Source organism: Roseovarius sp. EC-HK134 (assembly GCF_902498815.1).
In the GTDB taxonomy this organism is placed as follows: domain Bacteria; phylum Pseudomonadota; class Alphaproteobacteria; order Rhodobacterales; family Rhodobacteraceae; genus Roseovarius; species Roseovarius mucosus_A.
This window is the reverse complement of the sequence record NZ_LR701544.1, coordinates 2,835,666-2,851,257: the sequence shown is the minus strand read 5'-3', so window position 1 is coordinate 2,851,257 and position 15,592 is coordinate 2,835,666. Positions and strand designations below refer to the sequence as shown.

Sequence of the window (15,592 nt, the reverse complement as noted above, 5' to 3'; positions counted from 1 at the left end):
CATGACCATAACGCTAAGTCGCAGAGCTTTTCTAAGTGAGTTGCTCAATGCCGCTTTGCTGTCGCTACCGCTACCGATGGTTAGCCTGGCTGGCGTCTATTTCTAATTTCACAACAGGGATGTTAACCTGATTGGCCTCGGTGTCAGCGTGGTTACCATTTCTGCACTGACGGGCGTTCCTTTGATTTTCTACGCGTCGCTTAGGCTAAACGCTGCGACCCTAGCAAGGGAGCGGGTATACTCAGGTGTACCAGGTCAACTGATACACAAGCCACTCGAAGGGCCGCTCCTGCTACGGCGCTCTATGGTGGCGGGCTCGGTCAAATCTCGCGCTCTTGCGATGTTCTCCGGGTGCATTGGTTTTGGCCTAGAGTTCCTGCTCATGTCGTACCTGACGGGCGGCGGCGGGTTCTTTGTTCTTTATGCTCTGACTGGCGCGATGCTCGCCGTTCAAGCGATAATAGCTGCAAAACTCATTCGGTGAACGGGAACTGCGTTCCGCCCATCGCGCGCCCAGAAAGCAATCCCAAACCCCATCTTCTTCTTGGTCCAAATACTCCTTCCCGCCTCTGGCCCCGCACTCACCCGCCAGACGTGTGCGCCATGAAAAAGATCGCCTCCTGCCCCAAATCCATCCGGATTGCCATCCTAGGCTTGGGCCATGAGCACCTTGCCCCCGACCCGCCTTACGCCTGCGCCGCGCCTCTCGGCCTTTGTCGATGCCGAGAATATTCCCGTGACGCACGCTCGGACCATCCTCGATCTGGCCCGCCGCTACGGTGACCCCGACCTGCTGCGCGCCTATGGCAATGTTGGTCTTCTGCCGGACTGGGACAAGCTGCCCGGCTTTCAGTTCATCCACTCCGGTTGCGGCAAGAATGCAACCGACATGCTGATCTGCGTGGACGCGATGGAGCGCGCGCTCTCGGATCAATGCGCAGCGGTGCTCTTGGTCAGTTCGGATCAGGATTTCACCCATCTTGCCACCCGTTTGCGCGGCTATGGGCTGACCGTGATTGGGGCCGGAGAGGCCAAGACATCCGAGCGGTTCCGCGCGGCCTGTTCCGTGTTTGAAGAGTTGGAAGGGTGTCGCGAGTCGGAGAATCCGACCATCTTTGATGAGACAGATGCGCGCATTTACAGGATTATAAAACGTGACAGCAAGCAAGGCAAAGGCGTCGCTGTAACCCATCTCTCAAATCAAATGAGAACCGAGCATCAATTCTGCATTTCGAAGCATCCGGATAAGACGTGGAAAAAATATCTCAGTAACCGCAAGGCTATTTACGATGTGACCCTCAATGATGGACTTAACATGGTCCGCTACAGGCCCGAAGCGTTCAGGCTCGCAACCGCCTGAACCAAGTCGGCTGTCATCAAGAAGGTTCACCACCTTTTATTCTGACCTGCCCTTTACCATAATCACCCCTGCGCGGAACAAGGCATGCCACGCGCCGCCGCGTCAATCGCTGGGCCGTCCGTCGCACCGAAGGTGCGCCGCTTTACATCGGCACGCCTTTTGCGTGACGGCCTAGCGACCGCACGGCCTTTCACTTGAGATTAACACCCCCTCAGAAATCCGTCGGCGCCCCACCCTCAGCCTTACGCCGCGCCACGAAATCTGCCAGTTCCTCGCGCACCGCGTCCTCCATCGGGGGGGCCTCGAACCCGGCGATGATGTCCTGAAACACCTGATGCGCGCGCGCCGGGGTCCAGACTGCACCTGCCGCCTCCCATGCCTCGTAATTGCGCCAATCACTCAGGAAGGGTTGATAGAACGCCGTCGTATAGCGGTCCTGCGTGTGCTGGATGCCAAAGAAATGCCCCTTGTCTCCCACCTCTCGGATCGCCTCGATTGCGATATCGTCAGGTCCGGTGGCGGTCAGCATCGGGTCCATATAGCGCTGAATTTGCTGCAAAATTTCGCAGTCCATGATGAATTTCTCAGGGCTTGCAATCAGCCCACCCTCGAGCCAACCGGCCGCATGATAGACCATATGCGCCCCCGCCTGCACCGCCGACCAGAGACTGTTTGACGTCTCCCACATCGCCTGCCCATCGGGCACATTGGCGGCGCAGACGCCAGAGGCACGCATCGGCAGCTTGTAGAACCGTGCCAATTGCCCGGTCATCTGTGTCGCGCGCATATATTCGGGCGTGCCAAAGGCAGGTGCCCCGGATTTCATGTCGACATTGCTGGTGAAGGTGCCAATCGCACAGGGCGCGCCGGGGCGGATAATCTGCGCGAGAACCACCGCGCAAAGCGCTTCTGCGATCGACTGCGCCACCGCCCCCGCCATCGTCACCGGCGCCATGGCCCCGGCCAAGGTGAATGGCGTCACCACCAGCCCTTGACCGCGCCGCGCCAGACGCATCCAGCCATCCAGCATCGGATAGTCATGCTTCAAAGGAGAGGTCGAGTTGATGTTGGTATACATCCGCGGGCTGGCCTCGAATTCCTCGTGGGTCAGCCCCCCCGCGATGCGCACCATTTCCATCACATCATCGACCCGCTCTGCGCCCAAGCTATAGGCGTGCATCGCCTTGTCGGTGAGCGTCAGCTTGTCATAGAGCACATCAAGATGCCGGACGCTGGCATGAATATCCTGCGGTTCCACCGGGTAGCCGCCTGCAAAGTGGATACAGTTGAAATACTGCGTCAGTTTCAACAGGTTCTGGCACATCTCTCGCGTGCCCGCGACCTTGCGCCCGATCTTCATATCCCAATAACTCGGCGGTGAAGACACATTGCCGAAATTCAGATGATGGCCGCCCATGGTAATCGTGCGGTCGGGATTGCGCGGCGTGATGGTCCAGCTTTCCGGGGCCCTGCCAATGATCTCCATGACGAAATCTCGGCCCATGCGGACACTCTCGCCATTGATCTTGCAGCCGCCAGAGGCGCGCAGGATTGCCACCGCTTCGGGGTTGAGAAACTCGATCCCGATCTCTTCGAGGATCCGCATCGCGCCATCGTGGATGGCCAGAACACCCGCATCCGTCAATGGCTCTGTCGGGCGGTCCCGGTTGATGGGCGGGTTCCACGGCATCTGTTCGATCACGGCACTGCCGCGCCGGGCAACCCCGCCTGCGCGCCCGCCACTGCGTGTCCTGCGTTTGAGATCTTCGGCCATCTGATGCCCCTCCGGTGCTCGTTTGAGCTAACGAAACACCGCTCAGGGCAGCCTCACATGCCGCTTAGCGACGTATCCTGTCGTTTTTGCTTTTCACGGATCACGATTGCAGCGCCATGCGCCGCCGTCCCGTCTGCCAGAGGTAAATCGCCAGGCTCACCACCACAATCGTACCGCCCAAAAGCATCATCGGTGTGGGCCCCTCACCCGTGCCCAGCCAGACCCAGAGCGGACCCATCACCGTTTCAAGCAAGAGCAACAGGCTCACATTCGAGGCATGGGTATAGCGCGACGCGAGCGAGAGCGAAAAGAACGACACCGGCAGGATCACAAGCCCACAAATCGCAATGGCCCACACTTCGCCCTGCATCATCGCGGCAGGTCCGGTCACGATCACGCCCGTGGCCCCCGCCAGAACCGCCCCCAACCCGATCACCAATAGGATCGGAACCTGCGGTTGCGCCCGCAGGATCACAAAGTTAAGCGCCAGCACCATCGCCACGCCCAATCCCGCAAGGGCCCCCCAAAGGGCGGCGCGGTCCAGCGTGACATCGCCGTGACCTCCGCCAAAGACCGCAAGCGCAATACCTCCCATCACAACGGCAATGGTGATCCATGTGGCCAAGCGCGTCGGCTCTCCGATGATCAGCCGGGCAAAAATCGCGGCAAAGACCGGCACCGTCGCCACGGCAAAGAGCACGACAGCAACCGGCGCATTGGCGATGCCAAGACTGAAAAGCGTTGCATTGGCATATTGGCACACAACGATACCAATCGCGTAACCACTGGCCAGAATGCTCAGGTCGCGCAGCCGGTGCTTGGAGGTCAGAGCCCAGAGGATCAGAAACACCAGCCCCATGAGCAACCCGCGCCAGCCGACCATCTGATAGCCGCCCATGCCCGACCACCGCATGAAAAGCGCATCCGGCGTCAGCATCAGCGCGCCGAACGTCGCCAGCGCCAGCCCAAACAGCGGGTGTTGCCTCATGCGGTCAGCCAAGCCGGGATATGCCCGATGTCGGGCAGGACGATATCAGCCAGCGGTTCAAGATCGCTGCAAGTGGCGGTGCCGGTCAGAACGCCCACGCATTGCATCCCCGCCGCACGCCCTGCCACAAGGTCATGTGTGCTGTCCCCCACCATGACCACACGAGCAGGCTCTAGCGCCATGGCGCGCGCAAAGGCCAAAAGCGGCCCTGGCGCGGGCTTGGCCCCATAGCCGGAATCAAACCCGGCGATAAAATCGAAATGCCCAAGCACACCGGCCGCCCCCAAGTGCGCGCGCGCGCCGTATTCCGTGTCATTGGTCATCACGCCCAGCCTTAACCCCCTCGCCGCAAGCCCTTCGAGATAGGGCGCGAGCGGCACCGCCGGGGCCAGAGGGGCCGAGCCTGAGGACATCATCAGATGTTCTTCTATTTCTTCTATGGCGCGGCCCGGCAAGGCCCGCCCAAGACATTCGGCCGCCTCACGGTTGGTGCCCGCGATGATCGGACTTGTGGGATGAAAGCGCCGCGCCACCAAATCATAATGCGCCTCATCCGCCATTCGCGCCATGACATCGGCTTTGCCCGCCGAGAGATCAGAAATCACCCCATGGGCCCAGACGCTCCAGGTGGCGTGGAAATCAAACAGCGTGCCGTCCTTGTCAAAGAGAATTCCGTCAGCCCTGCTCATGTCCAGCTCATCTGCGCCCCGCCCGGCAGCGCCGCGCGCGCCATCATCGGCGTTTCGTATTTCAACCCCTGCGCATCGCAGAAGCCTACGATCCATGCGTCATCCATCATCAGGAAATCCAGGACGGCCCCCAGAAATTCGGGTTCCGTGGCACGCGCGCGCACATCCTGTTCCGAGGCCCCCGTCGCCCCCAAGAACACTGGCAAAAGATCATCTTGCGTCGCAAGCCAGCCCAGCGCCTGCAAGGCAATCGTTTCGGCGGTTTCCTGCTGCATCGTGATCCCGGTTAATTTCTGGAAAGGTTTTCTTAACCTCTGCCATGGATAGTGAACCAATCGTAAAGGGCAAGAGCAAAGGCGTCGCGTCCATGTCAGGAAAAATTCTGATCGTCGACGATCTTGCAACCAACAGGATCGTGTTGAAGGTCAAATTATGCAGCGCACATTACGAGGTCGTGCAGGCGGCGTCGGCAAAAGAAGGTTTGCGCCTTGCTGCCGTCGAGCGGCCCGATCTCATTCTGGCCAATGCGCAGCTGCCTGATGCCACTGCGGCAGACTTCGTCAAATCCCTGCGCCGCTCGGATGAAACAAGGTCCACGCCGATCATGATTCTCCAGATGACGCACTGTCCGGCAGAACGTCGCCTAGCCCTCAGCGCCGGGGCGGATGACGTCCTGAGCAAGCCCGTGCCCGAAACGCTGCTTTTGGCCCGCCTGCGCAATCTGCTGCGTCAGCATCATGGTGAACAGGAACTCAGCCTGCAAATCGGCAGCACGCAGGCTTTGGGCTTTGCCGAGGCCCCTCCGGGCTTTGACGCGCCCGGTCGCATCGGCATCATCGCGCGTACCCGCGCCGGGGCCTTTGGCCTGCAAACTCTGCTCGCGCGCCATTCACCCCATGTGACGTCCGTTATCGACGCAGACCGCGCCCTTTCGTTCTCAGATGCCCCACAGCAGGCCGATGTCTATTTGCTGCAAATCACCGGTGCCGAGGCCGAAGAGGGCCTGCGCCTTCTGGCTGACCTCAAGGCCGCCCCGCGCAGCCGTGCCCGCCCGATCATCGCGCTTGTAGAGGCCGATGCCGCAGCCCTTGGCGTGACCCTGCTCGACATGGGCGCGGATGACGTGATCACAGGCCCTCCCGACGCACGAGAGCTGATTTTGCGCCTCTCCGCACAGCTGCGCCGCAAACGGCGCGGCGAACGACTGCGCAGAGCATTGCGCGACGGGCTGAATGCGGCCATGCTCGATCCGCTGACCGGAGCGCATAACCGACGCTTTGCCCTACCGTTCCTGCAAAAGCTGATCGAAACCAGTCAGCTTTCGGGCGAAAGCTTTGCCGTCATGTTGGCCGATCTCGATTTTTTCAAACAGGTCAACGATCGCCACGGACACGCGGCCGGTGACCGGGTGCTCTGCGAGGTCACGCACCATCTGCGCGCGCATTTGCGTGAAGGCGACATGCTTGCCCGGATCGGTGGCGAAGAGTTTTTGATCGTGACCCCGGCCACCAGCCGCAGGCGCGCCCAACGCACCGCCGACCGGCTCTGCGCCATGATCGCGCAGACTCCAATTCCGTTGGCCAGTGGCCTTGCCCCACTGCATGTGACCATCTCAATCGGTGTGACCATGGCAACACCTGCGCCCACCCGTCCGGCGGCAAGCGTCGGGCAATTGTTGGAAGAGGCGGATCGCGCGCTCTATGCGGCCAAGGCGCAGGGGCGCAACATGGTCACATTCTGCGCCCGCTCTGCCGCGTAGTCACCGCTCTTTCCCCAGCCGAAAGGCGCGCGGCGACTGCCCCCACGCCTCGACAAAGGCGCGGCTAAAGGCGCTGCGGCTGGCAAATCCCACCATCTGCGCCACCCGCTTGACCGGCACGCGCTGATCCACCAAGAGCTGCGCCGCGCGCGCCAACCGCAGCGCGCGTAGAAAACCCATCGGCCCCTGCCCATAGGCCGCCTGAAACCGTTCCGCAAAGCGCGACCGGCTCATTCCCGCAGCCTCAGCCAGACTTTCCAGAGCATGCGGCGCACCGGGATCGTCGAGCATGGCACAAAGCGCGCGCCAAAGCCCCGGATCAGCCAAGGCGCCCAGCCACATGACCCCCGGATCACCCGCCTCAAGCCGCCCTCGCAACATCTCGATCACACATTGCAAGAGCAACACTCGCACCATGGCCCGCCCGCCGGTGCGGTGCTGCATGACCTCACCCAACAGCGTCTCCATCGCCCGCGCGGCACCTGGTGTCGTGGTCAAATCCAGACTGAGCGGCGCGCGCATCAGGTCAATCAGCCCATGCGTGCCCCGCAATCCCAGATGCAGTCGTGCGCAAAGCACCACCATCGTGCCCTCGCCCTCGCCCCGCGCCACATGCTCTTCAAGATCAAGCCCGGCAGGCCTGCATTCAGGCACCATTGTTGCGCCGGCACCGGTGTGGCTCAGCGAGTGGCGCGCACAAGACGGCACCAGCACCAGACGCCCCGGGGCCAGCAGGATCGGCGCATGGCCTTGCAGGCTTAGATACCCCTCGCCACTCAGCACGTAATGCAAGGTCGCCCCCGGCACCCGCCCCAACCCAAGGCTACACACCCCCTCCAGCGCGCAAAGCGCAAAAGGCTCGGGCTGTATATCGAGCTCGCTCAGGATACGGTCATGGGTCTCTGTGATCTGCATAGTCGATAGACTGGCACGGCTGCGGTCGTATTGGCACAGAAATAATTGCTCACGCCCGAATTCGGGACGCAAAGGCACATAGCCCCTGTCAGACATTCTTTATTCAACACCCACTCAGGAGAGACAGACCATGTGCAACAATCATGACCACGACCACGAGCCGAAACTCACCCGCCGTCAGGCGCTGACCGGCACCGTGGCCATTGCCGCCGCTGCAACCGGCCTTGCCGCCACCGGCGCACAGGCGCAGGAAAACCCCTACGCGGAACCTGCAGAGCCCGCCCTTCCGCCCAGCGATATGAAAATTGACCTCTCCCGCGTCGCCCTTGTCGTTACCGATCCGCAGAACGATTTTCTCAGCCCCAATGGCGTAACCTGGGGTGTGGTCGGTGCCAGCGTCGAGCGCAACAACACCGTCGCCAATATCGAAAGCCTGTTCAAAGCGGCCAAGGCTGCGGGCATCACGGTCGCCGTGTCGCCGCATTACTACTATCCCGTCGATCACGGCTGGAAATTTGAGGGCGCATTGGAAAAGCTGATGCACAACATCGGCATGTTCGATCGCAAGGATCCCCTGTCACTGGAAGGCTTCGAAGGCTCCGGTGCCGATTTCCTCGATCTTTACAAACCCTATATCCATGACGGCAAGACCATCGTCAGCTCACCGCACAAGCTCTACGGGCCAGAGCATAATGACCTTGCCCTGCAACTGCGCAAACAGGGCATCGACCAAGTGATCCTCGCGGGCATGTCTGCCAATCTGTGCACCGAAGCCCATATGCGCGAACTGCTGGAACAGGGATTCGAGGTGGCCGTGATCAAGGACGCCACCGCCGCCGCGATGCTGCCCGAAGGCGACGGTTATCTCGCGGCGCTTATCAATTTCCGCTACATGGCCAACGCCGTCTGGACCACCGAAGAGGTCGTGGCGATGCTGGGCTGACGCCCGCCGCCACAGCGCCCGCCTGCCGAGGAGGACAGGCGGGCAGGCCCGCGCGGATCACGGACCGCGCGGGCATTTTCATTTGCCGCGAACCGTCGTAACCATGGCTGAAAGAGGCACCAAACAGGATAGCGGCACATGACACAGACCATGATCGGAGTGATCGGCGGCTCCGGGCTTTACGAGATCGACGGGTTGCAAGGGGCCGAATGGCGCGCAGTGGAAACCCCGTGGGGCGCGGCCTCTGATGCGATCCTGACCGGGACGCTTGATGGGGTGCCGATGGCCTTTCTGCCCCGCCATGGGCGTGGCCATGTGCATAGCCCCACCTCTGTTCCGTACCGCGCCAATATTGACGCGCTCAAACGGCTGGGTGTCACGGATGTCATCTCGGTCTCGGCCTGCGGCTCGTTCCGCGAAGATCTGGCACCGGGCGACTTTCTTGTCATAGATCAGTATATCGACCGCACCTTCGCGCGCGAGAAATCCTTTTTCGGCCCCGGCTGCGTGGCGCATGTCAGCGTCGCGCATCCCACCTGCCCCCGCCTCTCGGACGCCTGTGAAACCGCAGCACAGGACGCGGGCATCACCGTGCATCGGGGCGGCACCTATCTGGCGATGGAAGGCCCGCAATTCTCGACACTGGCCGAGTCAAACCTCTATCGCACTGTCTGGGGCTGCGATGTCATCGGCATGACCGGCATGCCCGAGGCCAAACTCGCCCGCGAGGCGGAACTGTGCTACGCCTCTGTCGCCATGATCACCGATTATGACAGCTGGCATCCGGATCATGGCGCGGTCGATATCACCGCCATCATCGCCACCCTTACCGGCAATGCCGACAAGGGGCGCGACATGGTCCGCCGCCTGCCCGCTCTCCTCGGCCCAGACCGTGCGCCTTGCCCGCATGGCTGCGACCGCGCACTCGACTTTGCCCTGATCACCGCCCCCGAGAAACGCGACCCCGCCGTTTTGGCGCGGCTCGATGCGGTTGCGGGTCGGGTGCTGGGCTGATCGCCAGCGTTCACCCCTTTACACGCAGGGTGTCACTCACGGGATGCCCGCGCGCGCCATGCCCGATAACGCGGGCATGGCCTATCGCATCGAGAAACTTATCAATCGTCACCATTACCCATTGGGCCTCACCCTCAGCGCCCTCGCGGATCAAGGCCATCGCGCTTTACCGGATCACGCACTCAGCCCTTGCATCTACGTACCACCCGCGCCACAACATGCGCCGCACATAGCCGGAGCCACCCCATGCCGCCCCTCAAGACCGTTCAGGATTACATCCGCACCATCGTCGATTTTCCGCATGACGGTATCCTCTTTCGCGATGTGACCACGCTCTTTGCTGATCCGCGCGGCTTTCGCATGGCCATCGACCAGATGCTGCACCCCTACGCAGGCCAGCCCATCGACAAGGTGGCAGGGCTCGAGGCGCGCGGCTTCATCCTTGGCGGTGCCATCGCGCATCAGCTCTCGGTCGGTTTTGTGCCGATCCGCAAAAAGGGCAAGCTGCCCGGCGCAGTCATCTCAGAGGAGTATCAGCTCGAATATGGCGAGGCGGTGGTTGAACTCCATGATGACGCCATCCAACCCGGCGAGCGCGTGCTTTTGGTCGATGACCTATTGGCCACCGGCGGAACGGCGGCGGCAGGCATTCGCCTCATCGAGCGTCTGGGCGGAATTATCACCGGGTGCGCCTTTGTCGTTGATCTGCCCGACTTGGGCGGCCACAAGCGGCTGACAGATATGGGCATGGACGTGCACACCCTCTGCGCCTTCGACGGGCTCTAACCCCAACCCGCCACGGGCCAAAGCGATCAGGCTACTTCAACGCTTCCCAAAAGAGGGCCAGATGCCGTTGCACAATCTCGCCGTAGCGCCCGCTCTCGCGCAGCTTGGCCAGCCCCGCATTGAGCCGGTAAAGATGCGTCGTGCCGCGCCAATGGGTTTTGGAAATCACCGCATAGAGCGCCTCACGCGATAGCGGCTGATCGACCGGCACCACCTGCCCGCGCAGCCCCATGGCAACGATCTTGGCCGCACCTTCAAAGACATCAAGACTGACGGCATCCACCGCGCCCGCCATCAACAGAGCAAAGCATTCCTCGGGGCTACCGGGCTGGGTCAGGCTGATCTTGCCGTCCGCCAACCAGCGCCGGTCGGCCCGGTCCAGATCATGGGTAAAGCGCCCCATCGGACGGCAGAGCCGCTTGCCCAGAATATCGGCATCCTCGCCATAGCGAAAATCGCTATCGGCGCGCCGGAACAACATGACCGGCAGGTCCATCAAGGCCTCGGAAAAGTGAAACTCTTTGCAGAGCGTCACCTCTGGCGTCAGGCCGCAGTCGGGCTTGATCCAAGGGAACCCCACATCATAACGTTTCTGCCCCAGCAGCGGCTCCAGATGCTGGCTGAGATCCGGGTCCCACACGATTTCATAAGGAACCGGCGAGGGGCTCAGTTCCAGCGCGGCATTGACCAGTTCCGTGATCATGCCGCCGCCGGGCCAATCCTGATCGGCAAAGGGCATATCCCCCCCGGCGGTGAGCAAAGTCAGCTCCGCCCCGCTTTGCCGCAGTGGCGTGGCATCTGGTACGGGATTTTCTGCCGGGCATGGAAGATAGAGGTCGCTCCCCGCAATCAGCGTTTGCCCCTGCCCCGCAAGCACGGACTGATTGGCGTAGTAAATCAGTGTCCATTGCTCGGCGTCGTCGTAATGCGTCTCGGCCACCTTAGCCAGCGTATCGCCCGGCTGCACCCGGTAGGTCACATCGCAGAGCGCGCGCGCAGCCTGCGGCAGCATCAGACCAATCCCCAGAATTGCGGCTGCGATCCCGCCCCGCATCACCTCAGAACCCCGCCCAAACGCGGCTCATATGCGCCTCGATGATGCTTTGATAGCGTCCGTCCGCGCGAATATCGGCCAGCCCCCGCTCGAACACCGCCAGAAATGCTGGCCCATCGGGATGCGACCGATGCACCACCATATGCATGCCCTCGATCGAAATCGGCTTACCTTCGGCCACGCCAACACGCTCGCCCAGACCCATGTCCTTGATCTTACCCCGTCCCAGAAACTCGTTAAGCACAACGCCGTCGACCTCGCCCTCGACCAAGAGCCGCAGGCAGTCGCCGGGCGATTGGGGCGTCTTCAACGTGATCACCCCGTTCTTGAGCCAGTTCCGACCGCGTTGATCCAACATGAAGGTGGGATAGCCCGCAGGCCGACACAGGGTCTTGCCCTGCATATCCGCGTCCGATTGAAAGGCCATTGGGCGCGACTTGTCGACAAAGAGCAGCATCAGCACTTCAAACATCGACCCAGAGTAGAGCAGATTGGCACAGCCATAACTCTCGGGGTCATTGGCGCATTCCGGTTTGAGCCATGGAAACCCGATATCCAACAGCGCATTGGACAAGAGCGGCTCTTGATGCGCCGCCCAGTCATCAACCCAATGGATGGCAAAACCCTGCGTCGGATTGGCCGACTGCATCGCCGCCTGCACCACCTCGGTCAGCATCCCACCATTCGGCGCAGCCCTGTCGGTGAAGGGCCAGAAATCGCCCCCAGTCAGGATATTGATCTTGCGCCGGGTGGCGGCATTGCCGGGGGCTACAACCAGCGGCGCAGCGGCGGCAAGCGGCAAAGCTGGCGCGGTCGTACCGCCCTCCAGACCCGTTGGCCTGCCGTCAATACAGCGCAGCCGCAACTGCATACCCGCCCGCAGGTTGTTGGGGTCTTCGCCGATCTGATCTATGTTGGCAGAGTGGATCGCGGTCCATTTGCCCGCATCCTGATAAAAACTGGCTGCAATCAGCGTCAGGCTATCGCCGCGTTGCACCACATAGCTGCCGCCACAGCCCTGCGCCTGAGAATGCCCGGCCAAAACCCCGGCCAGAAGCAACACCACCCCACCAATAGCGTTCCTCATTAAACATTCCCCCAGATACGGAGGCACTAAGGCCAATCCGGCAGATTCGGTCAAGACGTTTCCGTCCCGCCGCCGCGCTTTGCAAGCTCAATGCGCGCCGCTCTGCCCAATCCGGGCCGCCAGCCGCAGCGCTTGGCTTGGGTCTTGGCTGACCATGGGTAGGACAGGATCATAACTGGCCCGGATCAGCGCCCCAATCTCGGGCCGCAACACCACAGCGCCCCCCGGCAGGGCCGCCAGAGCCGAGCGATCCTGAAACGCGGCATCCGACCATAGCAGCACGCTCTGCACGATCTGGCTCAGCGCCAATGTCTCGGCGGGAACCGCACTCAGATGCGCGTCCATCCTCAGAAAGACGAAACAGGCCCGGATCGCGCCCCGCTCGTCAAAGCGAAAAATGCGGTATTGATTGGCCTCGGTCGCCTCCAGCTTGGCCACCAGCGGGCCAAGATCGGGGATCAGCCGGTCCAGCCCCGGCACCTCAGGCAATTCCCGCCAGTCGCGAAAGAAAAAGAGCATGAGGTTCGCCCCCAGTTCCGGGTCGGTCTCGGCCATTTGATGCCCCGCCAAGGCCACCACCGCCTCGACCGCGCCCTTGACCACGCTCAGCGTCGCGTCATCCGTGCCAAACACCACCGGCACAATGGGCCGCCCCCAGCGAGCAAATAGAAATTGCCCATCCGCACGCGTAAACAGCGCCGCGATCTCGTCAGGTGTCAGGGTGTCGGTCATGGGCAGGTCTCCGATTTTTGCGCCCATGTATCAAGCCAAGTTGCGTCTCGCAAATCCAGCATTCTTCTTGGTGAAAATACTCACCTTCAACGCCCGCCCCCGACGCGTCACTTGCCGAAAAGATCACTCTGCCCTTTCGGCCCAGGTGCCGCCAGCCCCAGATGCGCCCAGCCGCCTTGCGCCAGCATTCGTCCGCGCGGGGTGCGTTGGATCAGGCCCTGTTGCAAGAGAAACGGCTCGATCACCTCTTCCAGCGCATCGCGGCTCTCACTCAGTGCCGCACTGATGGTCTCGATTCCCACCGGCCCGCCCTGATAGGCCTCGGCAATCAGGCGCAGATAGCGCCGGTCGGCGCCATCCAGCCCCAGATGATCCACTCCCAGCCGGGTGAGCGAACTATCGGCCAGCGCGCGGCTGATCTTGCCGCCCCCTTCCACCACGGCAAAATCCACCACGCGGCGCAGCAAACGCCCAGCAATACGCGGAGTGCCGCGCGCGCGGCGGGCAATTTCGCGCGCGCCATCAGGATCGGTGGGAATGTTCAAGAGCTTTGCGTTGCGCGTCACGATCTCGTGCAGCTCGTCAATCTCGTAGAATTGCAACCGCGTCGGGATGCCGAACCGATCCCGCAAGGGCGTTGTCAGCAGGCCCAGCCGCGTCGTCGCGCCCACCAAGGTGAAGGGCTGCAATTCGATCCGCACGGTGCGCGCCGCTGGCCCCTCGCCGATCACCAGATCCAATTCGAAATCCTCCATCGCGGGATAGAGCACCTCTTCCACCGCTGGGTTAAGCCGGTGGATTTCGTCGATAAAGAGCACATCGTTGCGCTCCAGATTGGTCAGGATCGCCGCCAGATCCCCGGCCTTGGCCAGCACCGGGCCAGAGGTCATGCGAAACCCCACGCCCAACTCCCGCGCCATGATCTGCGCCAGCGTCGTCTTGCCCAGGCCGGGGGGGCCGTGAAACAGCGTGTGATCCATCGCATCGCCGCGCTGCCGCGCCGATTGGATGAACACCGCCAGATTGGCCCGCGCCTCGCGCTGCCCGATGAATTCCGACAGGGCCTGGGGCCGCAGGCTGCGGTCCTGATCCTCTGGCAAAGCTGCGCCGCGCAGGGTCGGGTCTGGCTCAGTCATGCTTTACCCTTTCGGTGCCAGACGCCGCAACGCGGCGCGGATCAACTCCGCTGTGGTGGCCTCGGGCGTCTCGCCTGCCACCTGCGCCACGGCACCCGCCGCCTCGCCGGGGGTATAGCCCAGATTGGTCAGCGCCGACAGCGCCTCGGCCTGTGCTCCGGGGCTGGGGGGCACCGGGGGTGTGGGCACAGATGCAGTCTCGATCACCTCGTCTGTGTCCGGCGCGGCGGGCATAGGGGCCGGGGCCGCGCCCATCGCCATCACCAGCGGGGCCTTGTCCTTCAACTCGTTGACAACGCGCTGCGCGGTCTTGGCCCCGATGCCCTTGGCCGCCGTTACGGAATTCCAATCCCCAATCGCAATCGCCCGGCCCACGCCATCCGGTCCAAGCGCCCCCAGAATAGCAAGCGAGGCCTTGGCCCCCACCCCCTGCACGCTCATCAACAGGCGGTGCCATTCCTTTTCCACCAGCGTGGGAAAGCCGAAAAGCTGCAAGAGGTCTTCGCGCACCAGCAAATCCGTATAGAGCGCGGCCATGCCGCCGACTGCAGGCAGCGCCGACAGCGTCCGCTCGGAACAATAGACCAGATAGCCGACCCCGCGCACGTCGATCAGCACATGATCGGTTCCGCGATAATCAATCCGTCCGGCGACACGCCCGATCATGCGCTGGCCCTCGCCACCGCCCGCGCCAGCATGTCTGAGGACCGCGCGTGATGCGCATGACAGATCGCAATCGCCAGCGCATCCGCCGCGTCCGGCCCGGCCAGCACAACGCCCGGCAATTGCACCTTGACCATATGCGCCACCTGTTCCTTGGCGGCATGGCCCACGCCCACCACCGTTTTCTTGACCGTGTTGGGCGAATACTCCCCCACCGTCAGCCCGTATTGCGCCGGCACGAGCAAGGCAATGCCCCGCGCCTGTCCCAGTTTCAGCGTCCCCGCCCCATCCTTGTTGACAAAGGTCTGCTCGACCGCCGCCGCCTGCGGATCAAACCGGTGCAGAATATCCGTGAGCTGCTCATAGAGCGACAAGAGCCGCGCCGCGAGATCAGGGCCGCTTGAATTACAGATGCCATTGGCCACATGGCTTAGCCTGCTGCCCGACACCTCAATCACGCCCCAACCGAGGTTGCGCAACCCCGGATCAATGCCCAATACCCGCATCTCACTGCCCTGCCCGTTCTGGTTTTTTTCAGCAATAGCACGAAACGAGAACAAGCACCAAGCAGAATGCGCGTTCATAAACTGCCCGTTTTGCCATCGCTGCGTTGCAGAAATGTCGCGTTTTGGGATGGCACGCATGTGCGGTGAAATATTAAACCCTTTAAAAACAATGTGGTTATACCTTGT

The 15,592-nt window shown here is 62.2% G+C and carries 17 protein-coding genes; 5 read left to right on the top strand and 12 right to left on the bottom strand.

Annotation, left to right across the window (positions count from 1 at the left end):
- The first annotated feature begins 661 nt into the window (after positions 1-661).
- Positions 662-1,360: an NYN domain-containing protein gene (locus tag GC127_RS17695; protein ID WP_151979150.1), complete on the top strand. Its 699-nt coding sequence runs from the start codon at positions 662-664 to the stop codon at positions 1,358-1,360.
- A gap of 211 nt (positions 1,361-1,571) precedes the next feature.
- Here GC127_RS17695 and GC127_RS17690 read toward each other — a convergent pair whose 3' ends face one another.
- The 4 genes from GC127_RS17690 to GC127_RS17675 form a co-directional block, all read right to left on the bottom strand.
- On the bottom strand, positions 1,572-3,134 hold the full coding sequence (locus GC127_RS17690; RefSeq protein WP_151979149.1) for a trimethylamine methyltransferase family protein: 1,563 nt from the start codon (positions 3,132-3,134) through the stop codon (positions 1,572-1,574).
- Between the two features lie 100 nt (positions 3,135-3,234).
- Positions 3,235-4,122 (bottom strand): DMT family transporter, encoded by an 888-nt coding sequence (locus GC127_RS17685; protein WP_151979148.1) that lies wholly within the window; start codon positions 4,120-4,122, stop codon positions 3,235-3,237.
- On the bottom strand, positions 4,119-4,811 hold the full coding sequence (locus tag GC127_RS17680) for an HAD family hydrolase (protein ID WP_151979147.1): 693 nt from the start codon (positions 4,809-4,811) through the stop codon (positions 4,119-4,121). The genes GC127_RS17685 and GC127_RS17680 overlap by 4 nt, the downstream gene beginning before the upstream one ends.
- Positions 4,808-5,086 carry a DUF3572 domain-containing protein gene (locus GC127_RS17675; RefSeq protein WP_087148889.1) on the bottom strand — a complete coding sequence of 93 codons (279 nt, stop codon included), beginning with the start codon at positions 5,084-5,086 and terminating at the stop codon, positions 4,808-4,810. Before GC127_RS17675 ends, GC127_RS17680 begins: the two co-directional genes overlap by 4 nt.
- 92 nt (positions 5,087-5,178) lie before the next feature.
- Between GC127_RS17675 and GC127_RS17670 the strand changes: the two genes are divergently transcribed.
- Complete coding sequence (locus tag GC127_RS17670; RefSeq protein WP_254700158.1) at positions 5,179-6,570, top strand: diguanylate cyclase; 1,392 nt, start codon at positions 5,179-5,181, stop codon at positions 6,568-6,570.
- Here GC127_RS17670 and GC127_RS17665 read toward each other — a convergent pair whose 3' ends face one another.
- Positions 6,571-7,485: an AraC family transcriptional regulator gene (locus GC127_RS17665; protein ID WP_008282104.1), complete on the bottom strand. Its 915-nt coding sequence runs from the start codon at positions 7,483-7,485 to the stop codon at positions 6,571-6,573. It lies immediately after the preceding gene.
- Positions 7,486-7,615: 130 nt separating this feature from the next.
- On the opposite strand from GC127_RS17665, the gene GC127_RS17660 reads away from it, so the two are divergent.
- Both GC127_RS17660 and GC127_RS17655 read left to right on the top strand, forming a co-directional pair.
- On the top strand, positions 7,616-8,428 hold the full coding sequence (locus tag GC127_RS17660; RefSeq protein WP_008282103.1) for a cysteine hydrolase: 813 nt from the start codon (positions 7,616-7,618) through the stop codon (positions 8,426-8,428).
- 138 nt (positions 8,429-8,566) lie between these two features.
- Positions 8,567-9,442, top strand: coding sequence for an S-methyl-5'-thioadenosine phosphorylase (locus tag GC127_RS17655; RefSeq protein ID WP_008282102.1), 876 nt, complete (start codon positions 8,567-8,569; stop codon positions 9,440-9,442).
- A gap of 10 nt (positions 9,443-9,452) precedes the next feature.
- Here GC127_RS17655 and GC127_RS22885 read toward each other — a convergent pair whose 3' ends face one another.
- Positions 9,453-9,602, bottom strand: coding sequence for a hypothetical protein (locus GC127_RS22885; protein ID WP_199861277.1), 150 nt, complete (start codon positions 9,600-9,602; stop codon positions 9,453-9,455).
- 86 nt (positions 9,603-9,688) lie between these two features.
- Here GC127_RS22885 and GC127_RS17650 point away from each other — a divergent pair, with 86 nt between their 5' ends.
- Positions 9,689-10,228, top strand: a complete 540-nt coding sequence (locus GC127_RS17650) for an adenine phosphoribosyltransferase (RefSeq protein WP_008282101.1) — start codon at positions 9,689-9,691, stop codon at positions 10,226-10,228.
- A gap of 31 nt (positions 10,229-10,259) precedes the next feature.
- On the opposite strand, the gene GC127_RS17645 is transcribed toward GC127_RS17650, so the two are convergent.
- The 6 genes from GC127_RS17645 to ruvC form a co-directional block, all read right to left on the bottom strand.
- A complete protein-coding gene (locus GC127_RS17645) occupies positions 10,260-11,282 on the bottom strand; it encodes a transporter substrate-binding domain-containing protein (protein ID WP_151979145.1) in 1,023 nt (340 codons plus the stop codon).
- Positions 11,283-11,286: 4 nt separating this feature from the next.
- The gene (locus tag GC127_RS17640) at positions 11,287-12,369 is read right to left on the bottom strand and encodes a transporter substrate-binding domain-containing protein (protein WP_151979144.1); all 1,083 of its coding nucleotides are present in this window, start codon (positions 12,367-12,369) and stop codon (positions 11,287-11,289) included.
- Positions 12,370-12,456: 87 nt separating this feature from the next.
- Complete coding sequence (locus tag GC127_RS17635) at positions 12,457-13,128, bottom strand: hypothetical protein (protein ID WP_199861276.1); 672 nt, start codon at positions 13,126-13,128, stop codon at positions 12,457-12,459.
- Positions 13,129-13,208: 80 nt separating this feature from the next.
- Positions 13,209-14,237 (bottom strand): Holliday junction branch migration DNA helicase RuvB, encoded by a 1,029-nt coding sequence (gene ruvB, locus GC127_RS17630; RefSeq protein ID WP_081508385.1) that lies wholly within the window; start codon positions 14,235-14,237, stop codon positions 13,209-13,211.
- A gap of 3 nt (positions 14,238-14,240) precedes the next feature.
- Complete coding sequence (gene ruvA, locus GC127_RS17625) at positions 14,241-14,903, bottom strand: Holliday junction branch migration protein RuvA (protein WP_008282095.1); 663 nt, start codon at positions 14,901-14,903, stop codon at positions 14,241-14,243.
- Complete coding sequence (gene ruvC, locus GC127_RS17620) at positions 14,900-15,406, bottom strand: crossover junction endodeoxyribonuclease RuvC (RefSeq protein ID WP_151979142.1); 507 nt, start codon at positions 15,404-15,406, stop codon at positions 14,900-14,902. Before ruvC ends, ruvA begins: the two co-directional genes overlap by 4 nt.
- Positions 15,407-15,592: the final 186 nt, after the last annotated feature.